The organism is Brachybacterium sp. P6-10-X1 (assembly GCF_001969445.1).
GTDB lineage: Bacteria > Actinomycetota > Actinomycetes > Actinomycetales > Dermabacteraceae > Brachybacterium.
The window spans coordinates 3,209,229-3,227,259 of record NZ_CP017297.1; the positions used below are offsets into that span (position 1 = coordinate 3,209,229).

The 18,031-nt window shown below is 72.2% G+C and carries 13 protein-coding genes; 12 read left to right on the forward strand and 1 reads right to left on the reverse strand.

Going from position 1 to position 18,031, the window contains the following annotated elements:
• Positions 1-437: 437 nt before the first annotated feature.
• The 3 genes from glpX (at position 438) to BH708_RS14470 (ending at position 3,673) form a co-directional block, all read left to right on the forward strand.
• Complete coding sequence (gene glpX, locus BH708_RS14460; RefSeq protein ID WP_083713619.1) at positions 438-1,448, forward strand: class II fructose-bisphosphatase; 1,011 nt, start codon at positions 438-440, stop codon at positions 1,446-1,448.
• 210 nt (positions 1,449-1,658) lie between these two features.
• Positions 1,659-2,348, forward strand: coding sequence for an NUDIX domain-containing protein (locus BH708_RS14465; RefSeq protein ID WP_076809742.1), 690 nt, complete (start codon positions 1,659-1,661; stop codon positions 2,346-2,348).
• A 155-nt stretch (positions 2,349-2,503) separates the two neighbouring features.
• Positions 2,504-3,673 (forward strand): M20 family metallopeptidase, encoded by a 1,170-nt coding sequence (locus BH708_RS14470; protein ID WP_076811349.1) that lies wholly within the window; start codon positions 2,504-2,506, stop codon positions 3,671-3,673.
• A 46-nt stretch (positions 3,674-3,719) separates the two neighbouring features.
• Here BH708_RS14470 and BH708_RS14475 read toward each other — a convergent pair whose 3' ends face one another.
• A complete protein-coding gene (locus BH708_RS14475; RefSeq protein ID WP_076809744.1) occupies positions 3,720-4,694 on the reverse strand; it encodes an acetylxylan esterase in 975 nt (324 codons plus the stop codon).
• Between the two features lie 227 nt (positions 4,695-4,921).
• On the opposite strand from BH708_RS14475, the gene BH708_RS14480 reads away from it, so the two are divergent.
• The 9 genes from BH708_RS14480 to BH708_RS14520 all read left to right on the forward strand — a co-directional run bounded on the left by BH708_RS14480 (position 4,922) and on the right by BH708_RS14520 (position 18,030).
• Entirely contained in the window at positions 4,922-6,232 is a 1,311-nt protein-coding gene (locus tag BH708_RS14480) for an ABC transporter substrate-binding protein (protein WP_076809747.1), read from the forward strand.
• Position 6,233: 1 nt separating this feature from the next.
• Entirely contained in the window at positions 6,234-7,199 is a 966-nt protein-coding gene (locus tag BH708_RS14485) for a carbohydrate ABC transporter permease (protein ID WP_076809748.1), read from the forward strand.
• The gene (locus BH708_RS14490; protein ID WP_253705343.1) at positions 7,192-8,154 is read left to right on the forward strand and encodes a carbohydrate ABC transporter permease; all 963 of its coding nucleotides are present in this window, start codon (positions 7,192-7,194) and stop codon (positions 8,152-8,154) included. The genes BH708_RS14485 and BH708_RS14490 overlap by 8 nt, the downstream gene beginning before the upstream one ends.
• A gap of 109 nt (positions 8,155-8,263) precedes the next feature.
• Positions 8,264-9,169: a MurR/RpiR family transcriptional regulator gene (locus tag BH708_RS14495; RefSeq protein ID WP_076809749.1), complete on the forward strand. Its 906-nt coding sequence runs from the start codon at positions 8,264-8,266 to the stop codon at positions 9,167-9,169.
• A gap of 32 nt (positions 9,170-9,201) precedes the next feature.
• A complete protein-coding gene (locus BH708_RS14500; protein ID WP_076809751.1) occupies positions 9,202-11,430 on the forward strand; it encodes an FAD-dependent oxidoreductase in 2,229 nt (742 codons plus the stop codon).
• 168 nt (positions 11,431-11,598) lie between these two features.
• Entirely contained in the window at positions 11,599-12,546 is a 948-nt protein-coding gene (locus tag BH708_RS14505; protein ID WP_076809753.1) for a VOC family protein, read from the forward strand.
• Positions 12,547-12,771: 225 nt separating this feature from the next.
• A complete protein-coding gene (locus tag BH708_RS14510) occupies positions 12,772-15,210 on the forward strand; it encodes an ABC transporter ATP-binding protein (protein ID WP_076809755.1) in 2,439 nt (812 codons plus the stop codon).
• Between the two features lie 344 nt (positions 15,211-15,554).
• Positions 15,555-16,757: a glycosyltransferase family protein gene (locus BH708_RS14515; protein ID WP_076809757.1), complete on the forward strand. Its 1,203-nt coding sequence runs from the start codon at positions 15,555-15,557 to the stop codon at positions 16,755-16,757.
• Positions 16,747-18,030, forward strand: coding sequence for a glycosyltransferase (locus BH708_RS14520; protein ID WP_076809759.1), 1,284 nt, complete (start codon positions 16,747-16,749; stop codon positions 18,028-18,030). The genes BH708_RS14515 and BH708_RS14520 overlap by 11 nt, the downstream gene beginning before the upstream one ends.
• Position 18,031: the final 1 nt, after the last annotated feature.

Below are 18,031 nucleotides of genomic sequence, written 5' to 3' on the forward strand. Positions count from 1 at the left end.
ACCGGTGCCCGTCGCGTCCACTGGCGTCATACGAGCAGGCTCCGCCTTATACGGCGGAGCCTGCTCGTATAGCTCCACCGGATGCGAGCGGTCGGGGTCCCTGCGAACGATGTCGAGTGCCCCGTGTCGCGCCCGGACCGGTCTGGGCGGCGACCCGAGGCGCCGTTCACCTGCTGTTTCCTCGGCCCTACCTGTCCGCCGGGTAGAGTCCGACGAACCCGCACGGCATCACCGCGCCCGGTCAGGCCACTGATCCGCCCACCCGAACCGCCGACCTGCCCAGCCGAACCACTGATCCGCTCCGCCGAACCGCCGAACCAATCGACCTGCCCAGCCGAGCTATCGACCTACCCAGCCGAGCCACCGACCTGTCCAGCCGAACCACCGGCCCGCACCAGCGAGGCACCACGACCCCGACGACGATGACGGAGGCCCTCATGACCACTCCTTCCAGCACCTCGACTCCTTCCGACCCCTCGACCGCTCCCGACCGCAACCTCGCCCTCGAACTGGTGCGCGTCACCGAGGCGGCCGCCATCGCCGGGGCCCGCTGGGTCGGAGCCGGGGACAAGAACACGGCCGACGGCGCCGCGGTCGACGCCATGCGCTCCTTCATGGATACCGTGCGGATGGACGGCACCGTCGTCATCGGCGAGGGGGAGAAGGACGAGGCGCCGATGCTGTTCAACGGCGAGAGCGTCGGCGACGGCTCCGGCCCCCACGTCGACGTGGCCGTCGACCCCATCGACGGCACCCGGCTGACCGCGCTCGGGTACAACAACGCCCTGTCGGTCTTCGCCGTCGCCGAGAAGGGCAGCATGTACGACCCCTCGGCCGTGTTCTACATGGAGAAGATGGTGGTGGGGGCCGAGGCCGCCGAGTTCGTCGACCTGCGCCTGCCGGTCGCTCAGAACATCGCCCTGGTCGCGAAGGCCAAGGGCAAGCCCATCAGCCAGGTCACCGTGTGCGTGCTGGAGCGTCCGCGCCACGAGCCGTTGGTGGCGGAGATCCGGGAGGCCGGTGCGCGGGTCAAGTTCATCATGGACGGAGACGTCGCCGGGGCGATCGCGGCGGCCCGCGGGGCCGGCGTGGACATGCTGCTGGGCACCGGCGGCACCCCGGAGGGCATCATCGCCGCCTGCGCGGTGAAGGCGACCGGCGGGATGATCCAGGGGCGCCTCGCCCCGATCGACGACGCGGAGCGGCAGAAGGCGCTCGACGCCGGCCACGATCTGGATCGGGTGCTGACCACCTCCGATCTGGTCACCTCGGACAACTGCTACTTCACCGCCACCGGAATCACCGACGGGGACCTCGTGCGCGGGGTGCGCTACGAGGGCGGTCGCATCATCACCGAGTCGATCGTCATGCGCTCCACCTCGGGCACCGTGCGCCTCATCGAGGCCGAGCACCGACCGGAGAAGTGGGCGCGCTGGATCGCCGAGTGACAGGTCCTCGGTGCGGCGGGCCCATCCTCTGCGCGGCGGGGCAGGTCATCGCCGTGGCGAGCCCGCACGGTGACCGACCTGCTGAGTGACAGGTCACCGACCGGTGACGCCCCAGGTCGTCCGCGCTGTGAGGGATGCCGCACGGCGTGATGCTGTGACCCGCACTGCACCAGGAGTCACCGTGACCATAACCAGTTCTAGGGTGACCCCATGGCCTCCTCCGTCGAAGACATCCGCGTCGCCGTCGACCTCATCGTCCTGACCCTGCGGGACGATGCCCTCAACGTGCTGCTGGTCCGGCGCGACGACGAACCGCACCGCGGTGCCTGGGCGCTCCCGGGCGGATTCATCGAGTACGAGGAAGATCTCGAGGACGCCGCCTACCGCGTGCTGTCCGACGAGGCCTCCCTCGGCAGCGGCGCCGTGCACCTGGAGCAGGTGCGCACCTTCGGGACCCCGCACCGCGACCCGCGCGGCCGCGTCGTCTCGGTGGCGTTCATGGCCCTGGGTGCGGATCTGCCGGATCCGGAGCGCGGCGAGGACGTCGCCGACGCCCGCTGGTGGAGCGTGGACGACCTGACCGAGATCGAGCTCGCCTTCGACCACGCCGACGTGCTGGGCTGCGCCGTCGAGCGCGCCCGCGCCAAGCTCGAGTACACGACCCTCGCCGTCACCTTCCTGCCCGAGGAGTTCACGATCTCCCAGCTGCGCGGGGTCTACGAGAGCGTGTGGGGCACGACGCTGGACGCCGGCAACTTCCACCGCAAGGCCACCCGCACGGACGGATTCCTCCTCGAGCTGGACAAGCACGCGGCCCCCACCGGCGGCCGTCCCGCCCGCCTGTACGGCGCCGGCGCAGGCACCGCCCTGGTCCCGCCCCTGCTTCGCTCCGGCCAGTAACGGGGCCGCGGCCGACGCTCCCGCGCGCGGCGGTCGATTCATCGTGGCGCTGCAGCGTGGCGCTGCTGCGCGGCACTTCTGCGTGGCACGGCTGCCTGGCACCGCTCCGGGGGAGCGCGCCGCGTCGACGCCTGCCGTGACAGGATCGGCCTGTGATCATCGACGCCGCTCAGCCGCCTCCTGACCCCCAGCAGGACACGATCGCCGCCGCCTACCGCGCGCACCGCGACCGCGTCCACGCCGTCGCCCGAGCGATCCACGCCGACCCCGAGCTCGCCTTCGCGGAGCACCGGGCCCACGACCGGTGCGCGGACCTGCTCCAGGGGTCCGGTTTCATCCTCGAGCGCGGCCTCGCCGAGCTGCCCACCGCCTTCCGTGCCACCATCGGCTCCGGCTCCCTGGTCGCCGCGCTGTGCGTGGAGTACGACGCGCTGCCCGGCATCGGTCATGGCTGCGGGCACAACATCATCGCCGGCTCCTCGCTCGGCGCGGCCCTCGCCCTGGCGGACCTCGTCGACGAGTTGGACGTGACGCTGCAGGTCATCGGCACCCCGGCCGAGGAGCACGGCGGTGGCAAACAGCTGCTGATCGACAGGGGCGTCTTCGACGGCGTCCACCTCGCACTCATGGCCCACCCCACGCCGCACACCGACACCTATGACGTGCTGGGCTCGGCCAGCCAGGCCGTCGGCCGCTGGCGTGCCACCTACACCGGTCGCGGCGCGCACGCCGCCGCCCATCCGGCCGACGGGATCAATGCGAACGACGCCGCGGTGATCGCACAGGTCGCCGCCGGTCTGCTGCGCCAGCGGATCAAGGACGGCCAGCGTCTGGCCCTGGTCCCGCAGCAATCCGGTGTCACCAACATCGTCCCCGAGACCGCGGTGGTCGACCTCGAGTGCCGTGCGCTGACGATGCCCGAGTTCGAGCTCGCGATCGACCCCTCCGAGCCCGTCTACGAGCCGTTGGATCAGGACGAGGTGCTCGGCACCGCGTGGAACGAGGCGATGGCGGCGCTCGGCCGTCCCCTGGCCGGCTCGCTCGGCGTCAGCAATGCCTCGACCGACATGGGCAACGTGTCCCGACGGGTGCCGGGGCTGCACCCATTCGTCGGCATCACCGGCGCGGAGGCCGCCCTGCACACCCGGGAGTTCGCCGGGCACGCCGCGAGCGCGGAGGGGTACCGGCTGATGGACGACGCCGCCGTCGCGCTGGCGTGGGTGGTCCGCTCCGTCGCCGCCGATCCCACCCAGCGTGCCGCAGTGCGCTCCCGCGCCGCCGAGCTCGAGGGTGCCCACCGCGCCCGCGCCGCCGTTCGGGACTGATCGCGTCGGGCCTCGCCCGTCCGGCGCGGGGGCGGCGGCCCGGTCCTCAGCGGCCCCCGGTGTGGTGCTCCAGGAACTCCAGCTGGAGACGTCTGTGCTGCCACTGGCCGTGCTCATGCCCGTCGTACGGGTAGGTGCGCAGGATCTTCCCGGCGCCCGCGTAGGCCTCGTAGGCGGCCATGACGCCCTGGGGCGGGCACACCGGATCCTGCAGGCCGACGGCGAACAGGGCGGGAGCCCGGGCACGGGAGGCGAAGTGCACCCCGTCGAAGAACGACAGGGAGGCGAAGACCGCCTCCTCGTCCCCGCGCCGGGTGCGCAGGTAGTCGCGGATCTGGCGGAACGGTCCTTCCGTGGCCGTGTCCACCGCGCGAGGAATGTCGCACAGCAGCGGCACCTCGATGAGAGCGCCCGCGATCCCTTCGCAGAGCGCCGCGGCGGCCAGAGCGGTGGCGCCACCCTGGCTCCCGCCGGCCACGAAGACGTGCTCGGTCCCGGGCGTCTCCAGACGGCGGACGGCGCCGATCGCGCACACGGCATCGACGAACAGGCGGCGGTAGTAGTAGGACTCCGGGCGGTGGATCCCCATCGTCATGCGGCCGACGATCTGTGGACCGCTGCCCACGGGGTCCGGGGTGTCGCCCACCGAGGCGGGGCCGGACTGGCCGCGGTTGTCCATCACGAATGTCGTGTACCCGGCGCTCGGCAGCACCGTCCACTGCTCGGGCAGTCCGCGACCGGTGTTGTTGCCGAGGAACTGGACCACGGTCCCGCGCGATCCGCCGTGGGCGGGGGTCAGCAACCATCCCTTCACGGGGTGCCCGTCGAACCCGCGGAAGGTCACGTCCTGGACGACGATGCCGCGCAGGGGAGTGGTCACCGTCTCGAGGCGGGCGACGCCGCGGCCCGCGTGCTCCGCGATCGTCGCCTGCCAGAACTCGTCGAACCCATCGGGTCCGGTGGGGGCGGGGCTGTCCGGGGGCGGGACTGCCTCGGGTGCCCGGTCGGTCGGCGGCTCCATCGGGCATCCTCTCGGGTCGGGTCGGGTCGGGTCGGGTCGGGTCGGGTCGGGTCGGGTCAGGTCGGGCCTGGTCGGGCCGGCCCAGTGCGGTGCCCGACCGCGGAGTCGCTTCACGATAGGGCTACACAAGATGTGCATCAAGGGTTGACGAGTGGCGATGCTGATGCAAAAGTTGTGCACCGTCTCCGGACCTCGACCCACGCACCGCCGCGTCGGAAGGATCTCGCATGCCCCTCGCATCCGGACGCTCCCTGAGTCGTCGGCGGTTCGCCGGTGCGCTCGGAGCCGCTGCGGGAGCAGCCGCCGTCGCCGGCTGCTCGTCCACCGCGGCGAAGGACATGGACACCCTGCAGGTCTGGGGTGGCATCCCGGCCGAGAGCGGCCCCCAGGCGCTGATCGACAAGTTCCACGAGCGGTACCCGGGCACCCACGTCACCTACACCCGTTACGTCAACGACGACCGGGGGAACCTCAAGGTGAACACGGCGCTCCAGGGCGGCGTCGACATCGACGTCTTCTTCACCTACGGCGTCCCGAACCTCACCATGCGCGTCGATTCCGGCCTGGCCGCCGACGTCGGCGATCTCGTACGGGCCACCCCTGAGCTGGAGATCTTCCTGGACACAGAGGATCCGAAGGCCCTCATCGACGGGGACGAGATCACGGCGCTGGCGACGACCCGGATCCCGCAGATGGTGCTGTTCAACGAGACTCTCAGGGAGCGCGCGGGGATCGAGCTGCCCACGACATGGACCGTCGAGGAGTATCTCGAGGCCATCCGGGCGCTCGCCGGCGACGGGAAGTACGGCACCTATCTGCTGCCCGACCTCGCCCGCATCGAGCTCGGGCCGAACTATCGGTACACCCCGGAGGGCGACTCCAACTTCTCCCACCCCGCGTTCCTGCGCCACTTCGACCTGGCCGCGGAGCTGATCCGCGACGGCGTGCTCTATCCCTGGTCACAGGCCCTGGCCCGTCAGCTCGAGGCGTACCAGCAGAACAATTTCATCGCCGAGGACTTCGGACTGTGGACCACGGCCCCCTACTCCCTGCGGTTCCTCACCGACCAGGAGGAGTACCCCCACGACTTCACGGTCGCCGCCGCGCCGGTGCCGACGCTGGATGGACATGAGTGGAACACCGGGGAGTACGGAGCCTTCATCCAGATCAACTCGAAGAGCCCCAAGCAGGAGCTGGCCTGGGAGTTCTGCAAGTTCTGGCTGCTGGAGGGGGCCGAGGACCTGGTCCATGCCGGCTACATCTCCCTGCTGGGCGACGTCGACGACGAGCAGCTGCTGGCCGGGATCCTCGGCGAGGACGCGGAGGAGTTCTTCGACGTCGACTCCTTCCGACGGACCCTCTTCGAGGACGAGCCGAGGATGCACCTGGACACCGAGCTGACCGCGTACACCGAGATCACCCAGAAGTACGAGCAGCAGCGCGATGTGTGCTGGCTCCTCGAACGCACCCCGGCCAAGGCCATCGACACCGTCGACAAGAACGCCCAGGCACTCATCGACCGGTTCGAGGAGGACTGACATGGCGACCGTCGACACGAGCATCAGGGCGGCCGAGGAGCCGGGCGGGACCGGGGGCGACCGACCGCGACGACGGGGACGGGCGCCGTCGGAGCCGTCGCCGTACGTGGGATGGCTCTTCATCGCGCCGAACCTCCTCGGCGTCCTGGCATTCACCTTCGTCCCGCTGATCTCGGTGGTGCTGCTCTCCTTCACCCAGTGGAACCTGGTGTCGGGCATCGCCGGCATCGAGTTCGTGGGCCTGGACAACTTCATCGCCGTGTTCCGGGACCCGACCTTCTGGCGCAGCCTCGTGATCACGATCCTGTACGCCGGGGTCGCCGTGCCGCTGACCCTCGTGGTGGGCCTCGCGCTCGCCCTGGCGCTGAACCGCGACCTCCCGGGCCGAGGCCTGCTGCGCGCCGCCTTCTTCGTCCCGTACATCGTGAACATCGTCGCGATCGGCATGACCTGGCAGATGCTCCTGGATCCGGGGGCCGGCCTGGTCAACCAGTTCCTCGGCTTCCTCGGGGCGGAGAACCTGCCGCAATGGTTCGCCTCCTCGCACTGGGCCCTGCCCGCCCTGATCCTGGTGACGATCTGGTCCCAGGCCGGGTACGCGAACCTCATCTACCTCTCCGCGCTGCAGGACGCTCCCGTCCAGCTGTACGAGGCGGCTCGCATCGACGGCGCCGGGCCCTGGGCGTCGTTCCGCGCGATCACCTGGCCGTCCCTGCTCCCCACCACCGTGTTCCTGCTGGTCACGCTGTTCGTCGGGATCTCGCAGACCTTCGGCATGATCGCCCTGATCACGAACGGCGGTCCCGGGAGCTCCACCACCACGCTGTCGTTCTACATGTATCAGACCAGTTTCCAGTTCTACCGGTTCGGCTACGCCTCCGCGGTGGGCCTGGTGACCTTCATCGGCATCTTCGCCATCATGATGCTGATGTGGCGAGCCCAGCGAGGGAGGGCGCTGCATGACTGACGCGACGAGAACCGACCGGAGCGGGCAGGCGGGGCGCGGAGCCGGAGGCCCCGGCCCCGGCACGGGCCCCGGACGGAGCGTGGGCCCCGGACCCGGCGTCGGCATGGACGAGCGGCAGGCGCTGCGTGCGCGCCGCGACCGCGTGCGCCGATGGGCCTGGGGCATCCCGCTGTGGCTCCTCGCGCTGCTGTTCCTGCTGCCCTTCGCCTGGATGATCTCCACGTCCCTGAAGCCGGATCTGGAAGCTTTCCGGATTCCCATGCAGTGGATCCCCGACGAGCCGCGCTGGGAGAACTACACGGAGGTCCTGTTCGGGGAGAACTCGATCCTCGTCCCCTTCGGGAACTCCGTGTTCGTCGCCGTGCTCCGCGTGCTCGGCGAGCTGAGCACCGCGACCCTGGCGGGGTACGCCTTCGCCAAGCTCCGCTTCCCCGGGCGCGGAAAGGTGTTCATCGCCTACCTCGCCACGTCCCTGATCCCGGCGCAGCTGCTGCTGGTCCCGCGCTTCGTGTACTTCGAGAAGCTCAGCCTGTACGACACGCTGTGGGCGCTGATCCTGCCGGGCATGTTCACCGTGCTGGGAACCTTCCTGATGCGCCAGTACTTCGTCTCCCAGCCGGAGGAGTTCGCCGAGGCGGCGCGGATCGACGGTGCGAGCGAGTTCCAGATCTTCTTCCGGATCTACCTTCCCAACGCCATGTCGATGATCAGTGCTCTGGCGATCCTCACCTTCGTCTGGTCCTGGAACGACTACGAGACCCCTCTGGTCTTCCTCTCGAGCCCGGAGAACTACACCCTCCCCGTGGGGCTGACCAGCTTCACCGACGAGAACGGGGCGATGGCCGCCGGTCTCTCGATGGCGGCGTCGGTCATCTCGATCGTCCCGATCCTGCTGGTGTTCCTGGTCTTCCAGCGCCGGTTCGTGCGCGCGATGACCGAGAGCGCCCTGAAGTGATCCGCGGGCCCCGACCGCCTCGAGCACACTGGACGTCGATCGAGGCAGCAGGCCCATGGCCTGCCTTCGACGCCAGCAGCCCCCGAGAACGCACAAGGACGAGCACCCGATGAGCACTCCCGCCGACACCACCGCGCCCTCGGCCCTGCAGCGCCTTCGCGAAGGCCTGCCCGGGCTCAACCCGGGCGATCGGCGGATCGCCGAGACGATCCTCGCCGATCCGCTCGGCGCCGGGGACTCCTCGATCACCACTGTTGCCGCAGCTGCCCGGATCTCGCCCGCAGCTGTCTCCCGGTTCGCACGCAAGCTCGGATATGCGGGGTTCCCGGCCCTGAGGGCAGCGATCGCGCTCGACAACGGCCGGGCCGCCCAGTCCGGGTGGGAGCGGGACATCGGCACGGCGATCACCCCGGCGGACACGTCCCAGGACGTGCTGGACATCCTGGCCGGCACCGCGGCCCGCGCGCTCCGCGACGCCGCCGCAGTCATCGACCTGGTGCAGGTCGAGCGCGCGGCGGAGGCGATCACCGGCGCCGAGCGGGTGCATCTGCACGGGGAGTGGGGGGACTCCATCGCCGTGCGGGAGCTGTATCTGAGACTCCAACGGATCGGTGTCGCGGTGTGGTGCCACGAGACCGGACCGCACACGCTCGACCTGGTCGCGCGCACTCTCACCGCGCGCGATGTGGTCCTGGTGCTCAACCGCTCCGGCGACGACGAGACCGCGCTGCGGCTGGTCCGGGACGCCGCGCGGGCCGGCACGACCACGATCGCGGTCCACGGGGCGCCAGGTTCCGCGCTCGATCAGGCGGTCGACATCGCTGTGTACACCGGTATCCGGAACGGCTCCGTGTGGACGCAGCATTTCGCCGGCCGCGCCAGCGACACCCTGCTGACCAGCATGCTCTGGCTGCTCGTGGCACAGCGGCGCTCCGCCGACCCCACCATGCGCTTCGTGGACGACGGGACCCTCGAGCCGCACCTGTCGGCCCCGCCGCGCGACACCGACCGCTGACCTCGCTCATCACCCCTGCAGGAAGGACCCCCATGCTCACCGAAACCGTCACCACCGACATCGTCGTGGTGGGAGGAGGCCTCGCCGGCGTCTGTGCGGCGATCGGAGCCGCACGGCAGGGCAGCAGGGTCGCGCTGGTCCAGAACCGGCCCGTCCTCGGGGGGAACTCCTCGAGCGAGGTGCGGGTATGGGTCTGCGGCGCCACGGCGCACGGCATCCATCTGTTCGCGCGCGAGACCGGGATCATGGGCGAGCTGTACGTCGAGAACCAGTTCCGCAACCCCGACGGGAACCCGTACTACTGGGACCTGCTGCTGCTCGAGAAGGTCCGCGCGGAGCACGGCATCGAGCTGTTCTTGAACACCGAGGTCTCCGAGGTCGCGGCCGACGGTCCCGCCGACGCGCGCGAGATCCGGTCGGCCACGGGATGGATGAGCGGCTCCGAGCGGAGGATCACCTTCCGCGGCGGGACCTTCATCGACTGCAGCGGCGACGGCTTGCTCGGGCACCTGGCCGGGGCGGAGTCCATGCGGGGCAGCGAGCCGCGCGAGACGTTCGGGGAGTCCTGGGCCCCGGAGCGGCCGGGGGAGGACATGCTCGGATCGACGATCCTGTTCTACACCAAGGACGTCGGGCACCCGCAGAAGTTCGTCGCCCCGCCCTTCGCGGTCGACATCGCGGCCACCTCGATCCCGCAGAACCGGGTGATCCGCGAGACCATGAACGGCTGCGACTTCTGGTGGATCGAATGGGGCGGCGACCTCGACGTCGTTCACGAGAACGAGCGGATCCGCGATGAGCTGCAGGCGGTCTGCTACGGACTCTGGGACCACATCAAGAACTCCGGGCAGTACGACGCGGACACGCTCAGCCTCGAGTGGGTGGGCGCGGTGCCCGGCAAGCGCGAGTACCGTCGATTCGTCGGCGACCACGTCCTCACCCAGGGCGACGTGCTCGGGCAGACGGAGTTCGAGGACCGGATCGGTTTCGGCGGCTGGTCGATCGACCTCCACCCCGTCGGCGGGGTGTACGCCAGTGAGAAGGGGTCGCGGCACTGGCACCCCGACGGCAACTACCACATCCCGGTGCGCGCGCTGTACTCCCGCAACGTCTCGAACCTGTGGATGGCCGGCCGCGACATCAGCGCCAGCCACGTCGCGTTCGGGAGCACCCGGGTGATGGCCACCTGCGGCGTCCTCGGCGAAGCCGCCGGCATCGGTGCCGCGGTCGCGGGCCGGCTCGGGGTGGGCCCTCGTTCCCTCGCCGCCGATCACCTGCCCGAGCTGCACCGGGCGATGGTGCGCGCCGACGCCTCGCTGCTCGGCGTCGTCGACGACGACCCGGCGAACCTCGCGCTCGCCGCCGAGGTGAGCTCGTCCTCCCGCAAGTCGACGCTCGCCTCGACGCGGAGCACCCGGCGGATCGCCCTGGACCACGACCTCGCTCTCGTGCTGCCGGTCGATCCGATGCTGGCCGAGGTGGAGATCCTGGTCGACGCCGCCGAGGACACCGAGCTCCTCGTCGAGCTGCACAGCGTGGGCAAGCCGCAGAACTACCTGCCCGCGGCCCGCGAGCGCAGCGTCGTGGTGCCGGTCCGCCGGGGACGGTCCTGGGCGCGGGCCGAGCTGGGCTGGGAGCCCGACGGCGCCCAGAACGCGGTCGTCGTGCTGCGGAGGAACCCCCTGCTCGAGGTCCATCAGGGCGAGCGGGCAGAGCCGGGGACCGTCACGATGAGGCACCGGGATCTGCCGCCGGGGGAGGAGAGCCCCGAGCAGTGGCGGTCCTGGAAGGAGACCCTGCACGGGACCGGCATCTGCTTCCGCGCGACCGCCCCGACCCGCGCGTTCGGCCCCGAGCAGGCGGTCGGCGGCTATGCACGGCCCTACGGCGGTCCCGCCCTGTGGGTCTCCGCCGACGCCGCCGAGGACCCGCAGCCCTGGCTGCAGCTCAGCTGGTCGGCCCCGCAGGAGATCGCGACGATCGACCTCGTGCTCGACGACGACGTGAACGAGGACCTCATCAACCTGCACCACCACCGCACCCCGGGCGACACGATGCGGACCCTGGTGCGCACAGCCCGCCTGGAGGCGCTCGTCGGCGCGCAGTGGCAGGAGATCGCGCGGCTCGAGGAGAACCGCGAACGCCACCGGAGCTTCCCCTTCGAGCGTCCGGTGCACACCGCCTCCCTGCGTGTCGTGGTCGAGGACACGAACGGAGCACCGTCGGCGCACCTCGTGGCGCTGCGCGCGTACGGGGACTGAACCGCCCGACCGCAGCCCCGCGGTCGTGGCGAGGAGCCGGGCCTCGTGGCCGCTCGAGCGCTCGTGGCGAACGCCCGGCCGGGGGAGGGGGTTCCTCACATGATGATTGAAAGTTCATCGAAGCGGAGGCATGATGGGCGGGACGACATCGATCGAAGGGATCGCCCCATGACCGCCTCGCCCCTGACCGTGCCCGGCGACTCCGGCGCGACGGACGGCCAGCACCTCTCCGCCGACCTCGCCATGGATGCCGTGACCCTCCACGTCGGCGACCTCGAGCTCATGAGCTCCTACTACGAGAACGCCCTGGCGCTGGCCCCGATCGAGGAGAAGGCCCGCGTGGACGGCGAGGTCCACCGCGTCCTCGGCCGCGGCGCCGTGCCCTTCGTGCGCCTGGTCGCCACGCCCGGTCTGCCTGCCGTCGATCCCCGCCAGGCGGGACTGTTCCACACGGCCTTCCTCTTCGAGGACCAGGCGTCCCTCGCCGGCACCGTGCTGCGCGCCGCCCAGGACCCCCGCTCCCGCTTCGTCGGCAGCAGCGACCACCTGGTCTCCGAGGCCTTCTACTTCGCCGACCCCGAGGGCAACGGCATCGAGCTGTACCGGGACCGCCCTCGCGATCAGTGGACCTGGTCCGGCGGTCAGGTCGCCATGGACACCCTGTTCCTCGATCCCGACGAGTACCTGCGCAGGCACCTGACCGACGACGTCGCCACCAGCCCAGGTCTGCGCCCCGGCATCGTCGGCCACGTCCACCTGCAGGTCGGCGACGTCGACGCCGCGCGGGCGTTCTACGTCGAGACCCTCGGCTTCGAGACCACCGTCGGCACCCACCCCGGCGCTCTGTTCGCGGCGGCCGGCGGTTACCATCACCACGTCGCCATGAACAGCTGGAACAGCCGCGGCGCCGGCCCGCGCGCCACCAGCCTCGGCCTGGCCGACGTCGCCATCACCGTCCCCGGCCGCGACGACCTCGACGCGTTGACCGGCCGTCTGACGGCGGCTCGCAGCCAGTTCGCCGACGACGGCCGCTCCGTGAGCGTCACGGACCCGTGGGGCACGCCGGTGACCATCTCGCTGCCCGGCACCAGCACCGAGGAGCTGCTCGCCCGCTGACGCGCAGCACCGCACGACGCCGACGGGCCTCGCTGATGCAGCTCCAGGGGCGGGCATCTCGGCGAGCGCCCGGGTGGTGACACACTGGCCGTATCGCCCGTCGCTGCCCTGCCAGGCCGACTCACCGCCGACCAGGAACCTTATGCCTTCCGAGCTGCTGCACCCCGCTCCCGCCGTCACCTCCCGCCGCGTGCTGCCCGCGCCCGCCCCGAAGGTGGCCCGCCGATGAGCTCCGCCCCCACTCCGGACGATCCCACCCAGGACGTCGCCCCGGGTGATCCCGCCGAGGGGATCCCGTCGGGCGATCCCGCCGGAGACGCCGCCGCCCGCTCGTCGCAGCTCCGTGCCGAGCAGCCGGCGCCGCCCGAGGACGCGTGGGTCCAGGACGCGCCGTCGGCCCCCGCAGATCCCGCATCCGGCGCCGACGACGCCGAGCACCCGGACGATCCGGACCGGGATCCCCCGGGGGTCGACAGCGAGCGTGTGCGGGCCTTCCCGGTGCCGGTCACGATGTCGCCGCGGGCCAAGAAGCACGGCTGGGCGCGGGAGTCACTGCTCCCGGGGTGGTCCTCGACGGACGCGACAGCACCGGGGAGCGGGCGGACCCCTGCCGCGGAGCCGCGTTCGACGACGGATACCGCAGCGCCGGTCGGCGCGACGAGCACGTCCGGGCCGCGCGTCCCGGACGCGCCCGACCCCGCGCCGACGATCCCGGCGCCCGGATCCGGTTCCGCGTCCGTCCCCGCCCCGGGATCCTCGACGGCGTTCGCGCCTGCCGACGGCCCGGCGCCCGAGGCGTCCGCCGACGATCCCGCCGCCGGCACCTCCGCTGCCGAGGCCCTCGCCGACGAGCCCGCGCCCGGCGGGCCGCTGCAGCCGGTCGTGCAGGTCCTCGGCCCCTCGCTGCGCACCCATCGTGCGGCGCTGATCACCGGCGGCTCGGCCCTGCTGTTGAGCGTGTGGATGCTGATCGCCCTGCCCTTCCCGCTGAAGTACGCCCTCGACGCCGCGGTCGCCTCCACCGGCGCGGACCTGCCCGCCCTCGCCGGCATCCCCGACCCGGACCGAACGCTGACGATCAGCGCCATCGTCTTCGGCGTGCTGCTGCTGGTGCAGGTCGCGACCCGGTTCACAGCGCTCGCCGCCCTCGGCCGGGTCGGCACCCGCATCGCCACCGACCTGCGCACCCGACTGCTCGGGCACTTCCATTCCCTGACTCCGCAGGCCGATGACCCCGCCTCCGTCCCGTCGCGCCGCGACGGCGCGAGCGAGCCGGAGGCGGTGCGGCCGCTGATCGACGACGTGGCCACGCTGCGCGATGTGCTCGCCCATGCCGGCCCCCGCGTCGCCGCCGGTGCCCTGACCCTGCTGTCCCTGCTGATCATCACGGTGATCGCCGCGCCGTTGGCGGCGCTGGTGCTGGTGGTGACCGGAACGGTCCAGGCGCTGGTCGCCACGCTCGTGCTGCGTCGCCGCCGCGCGGCCCGGCTGAGGGCCCGGACCGAGGCGCGTCTGCTCGCCGAGACCGCCGACGAGCTGGTCGCCGCGACCGGCACCATCCAGTCCTACGGCCTGGAGTCCCGCGCCGAGCGCGGGCTCGCCGAGGCCGGGGAGCGGGACGGCCGCGCCCTGACCCGGGCGCGCCGCACCGATTCCCTGCTCCAGCTGGCCACCCAGGTCATCGCCGGTGCCGGCGTCCTGGCGACCCTGCTCCTGGGCGGGGCGCGGGTCGCGGACGGCACCATGACCCCCGGCGACGTCGTGCTCGTCCTCGCCGATCTCCTGATCATGATCCTGGTACTGCGCGAGCTGCTCGAGCACACCGGGGCCCTGCGGCCGGCCCCGGAGGCCGGGCGCCGCATCGCCGAGCTGCTCGACCGTCGGGCCGGGATCACCGATCCGGAGCGCACCCAGGGGGTCGGCCGCGTCGGCGGGGAGATCGTGTTCTCCGCCGTCGACACCGCGGGCGGGACCGGCGGGCCGCTGTTCGAGACCGTCTCCCTGGTGGTCCCGCGCGGCCAGCACGTCGCCCTGCTGGACGGCACCGGGGCCGAGGCGGCGGCACTGATCTCCTACCTGCTGCGCTTCGACCAGCCCGACACCGGCCGGGTGCTGCTCGACCGCTTCGACACGCGCACCCTGTCCCTGGCCGACCTGCGCCGCCAGATCGCCGTCGTCCAGCGCGAACCGGTGCTCTTCACCGACACGGTGCGGGAGAACATCCGCGTCGGCCGCCCCGAGGCGAGCGACGCCGAGGTCGAGCAGGCCGCCCGTCGCGCCGGCATCGACGACGTCATCGCCCGGCTCGAGGCCGGCTTCGACACCGTCCTGCGACGACGCGGGGACGTGCTGTCCGACGGGCAGCGACGCCGGGTCGCGATCGCCCGGGCGCTGCTGCGCGATGCCCCGATCGTCGTGCTCGAGGCCGCCGATGCGGACCTCTCCGTCGCTGAGCGTCACCCCGTGATGGCGGCCCTGGCGACCCTCGGGGAGGGTCGGACCGCGATCGTCAGCAGCCGTGACCCCGAGACCGTCTCCACCCTGGACCGCGTGCTCTGGTTCGAGGCCGGGCAGATCCGCGAGGACGGCGCCCCGTCGACCCTGGCCGCGGATCCGGACTCCCGCCTCGCGCGCTGGCTGCGGAGTCAGGGGGAAGGCGTCTGACGCGAGCGGCGGACGACGGCCCCTGACGCGAGAGGCCGACGGCACCTGACCCGAGACGTCGCGGGACCCTCGTCCGCACTCCACCGTGCGGCCACCTCCCCGTCACCCGGGAGGGTGAGGCTGGGGCCACTGTCCGAGCCCCGCGGGGTCCGTCGGCCGGACCGGTGAGCTCCCGGGGCAGCGCGAGAAAGCGGGTCCGCGATGTCGACCTCCCTCCGCGGCGCGGGTGTCGCCCGGCGCCGGACCGACGCGTCTGAGAAAGTCCTCATCGACGGCTCATCGTCCCCTCATGGCCTCTTGTCATTCTCCTGGTGTTCATCGAGCACACAGGAGGTGGATGAGCCATGGCGGCCACCACGATCGCGCTGTACTCCCACGACTCCGTGGGACTCGGCCACGCCCGCCGCAATCGGGCGCTCGCCTACACGCTGGCCGAGCACCTCCCGGCGCTGACCGGTACCCCCGTGCGCGGACTGCTGATCGCCGGGCACCCGGACGCCGGCCGCGATCCGCTCCCCGAGGGCTGGGACTGGCTGGTGCTGCCGGGCCTGACCCGTCGCGGTGACGGCTACGCTCCGCGCCGCCTCGGCACCGACGCCGCCGCCCTGCGTGACCTGCGCAGCGCCACCATCGACGCCGCGCTCGCCGCACTTCGCCCCGACCTGCTGATCATCGACCGCCACCCCTTCGGCATCGACGGGGAACTGCTGCCCGTGCTGCGCCACCAGCACGCCCGCGGCGGCCGTGCCGTGCTCGGCCTGCGCGAGGTCCTGGATGCCCCGCGCGTGGCCGTCGCGGAGTGGGACCGGCTCGGCGGCGCCGAGCACGTGGCCCGCCACCTCGATGCGGTGTGGGTCTATGGCGACGAACTCGTCTACGACCCCCGTCGCACCGGGGAACTGCCGCGGCCGCTCGCCGAGCTCGCCACCGCCACCGGGTACCTCGCTCACGGCCGACCCGCCGCGCGTCCCTCCGCCCCCGGCCGGGCCCCCGTCGCTCCGGTGCCGCCGTACGTGCTGACGGTGCTCGGCGGCGGCTCCGACGGCGGGGAGCTCGCCCGATTGGCCGTGGCCGCAGAACTGCCCGCCGGCCACCGTCACCTGCTGATCACCGGCCCCCAGATGGCCCCCGAGGAGATCGCCGGGCTGCAGGAGATCGCCGATGAGCGCACCACGGTGGCCCGCAGCGCCCCCGACGTGCCGGAGCTGATCGCCGGAGCCTCCGCCGTGGTGTGCATGGGCGGCTACAACACGGTCGCCGAGCTGCTGGTCACCGACACCCCCGCGCTCGTGGTGCCCCGCAGCCGCCGCCGTCAGGAGCAGCCGCGCCGCGCCCTGGCCCTGGCCGCCGTCGGCGCCCTCGAGACCCGGCAGATCACCGACATCGCCGCCGACGACATCACCGCCTGGTGGCGCCGCGCCGTCACCGGCCGCACCGTCCGCGACGGCCTCGACCTCGACGGCCTGGTCGTCGTCCCCCCTCTGGCCGCAGCCCTGCTCCGGGCCGCCGCCCCGACCCCCGCTGAGGTGAGCATCCATGCTGTCTGAGCAGCCCCGCCGCATCGGCTACGTGCTGAAGATGTACCCGCGCTTCTCCGAGACCTTCATCGTCTCCGAGATCCTGGCCCGCGAAGCCGCCGGGGAGGAGATCGTCATCTTCTCGCTGCGCCCCCCGACCGACGCCCGCTTCCACCCCGAGCTGGCACGGGTCCAGGCCCCCGTGATCCCGATCGGGCGCTCCTCCAGCCCCCGTCGGCTCTGGGAGACCTGGCGCGAGGCCATGGCAGACCCGCAGATCGCCGACGGCCTCGCGTCGAGCCTGGAGGAGATGGTCGCGGTGGAGGCCGACGAGGCCGAACAGTCGATCACGGTGGCCCGTCTCGCCCGCGAGCACGGCGTCACCCATCTGCACGCGCACTTCGCCTCGATGGCCACCACCGTGGCCCGCCTCGCCGGGCGTCTGGCCGGCGTGCCCTATTCCTTCACGGCGCACGCCAAGGACATCTTCCACCGCGACGTCCGGGACGAGGACCTCGCCCGCAAGCTGCGCGACGCCCACCACGCGATCACCATCAGCCGCTACAACCTCGATCATCTGCGCGAGCGCTTCGGCGACGCGGCGGTGGAGCGCCTGCACCTGGTGCGCAACGGACTCGAGCTGGGACGGTTCCCGTATCTGCCGCGGCCCGAGATCCGGACCGTGCCGCGCATCCTCGCCGTCGGCCGTCTGGTCGAGAAGAAGGGCTTCGTGCACCTGATCGACGCCGTCGCCGCGCTGCGCGAGGCGGGGATCGCGGTGAGCGCCGAGATCGTCGGCGACGGCCCGTTGCAGGAGACGCTCACAGAGCGGATCGAGACCCACGGCCTCGAGGAGTCCGTGCAGCTGCTGGGCCCCCGCACCCAGGAGGAGGTGCGCACCCTGCTGCAGGAGGCGGACCTGTTCGCCGCCCCCTTCGTGATCGCCGAGGACGGCAACGCGGACGGGCTGCCCACCGTGCTGCTCGAGGCGATGGCCAGCGGCATCCCCTGCGTCGCCGCCGACGTCACCGCGGTCGCCGAGGTGGTGCGCAGCGGGGAGACCGGCTGGCTGATCCGCAGCGACGACACCGCCGCGCTCGCCACCGCGCTGCGCGACGCGATCGCGGCGGGCCCCGCGCGGCGCCGCCTGACCGACGCCGCCCGCGCGCTCATCGAGGCCGAATACGCCTCGGACGGGCAGGCCACCCGGCTGCGCGACCTCGTCGAGGTCGCGGACCGGCCCGTCGCCCGCGACCGTGCCATCGCGCCCGTGCTCGCCGCCGCCCCCACTCCGAGGAGCTGAC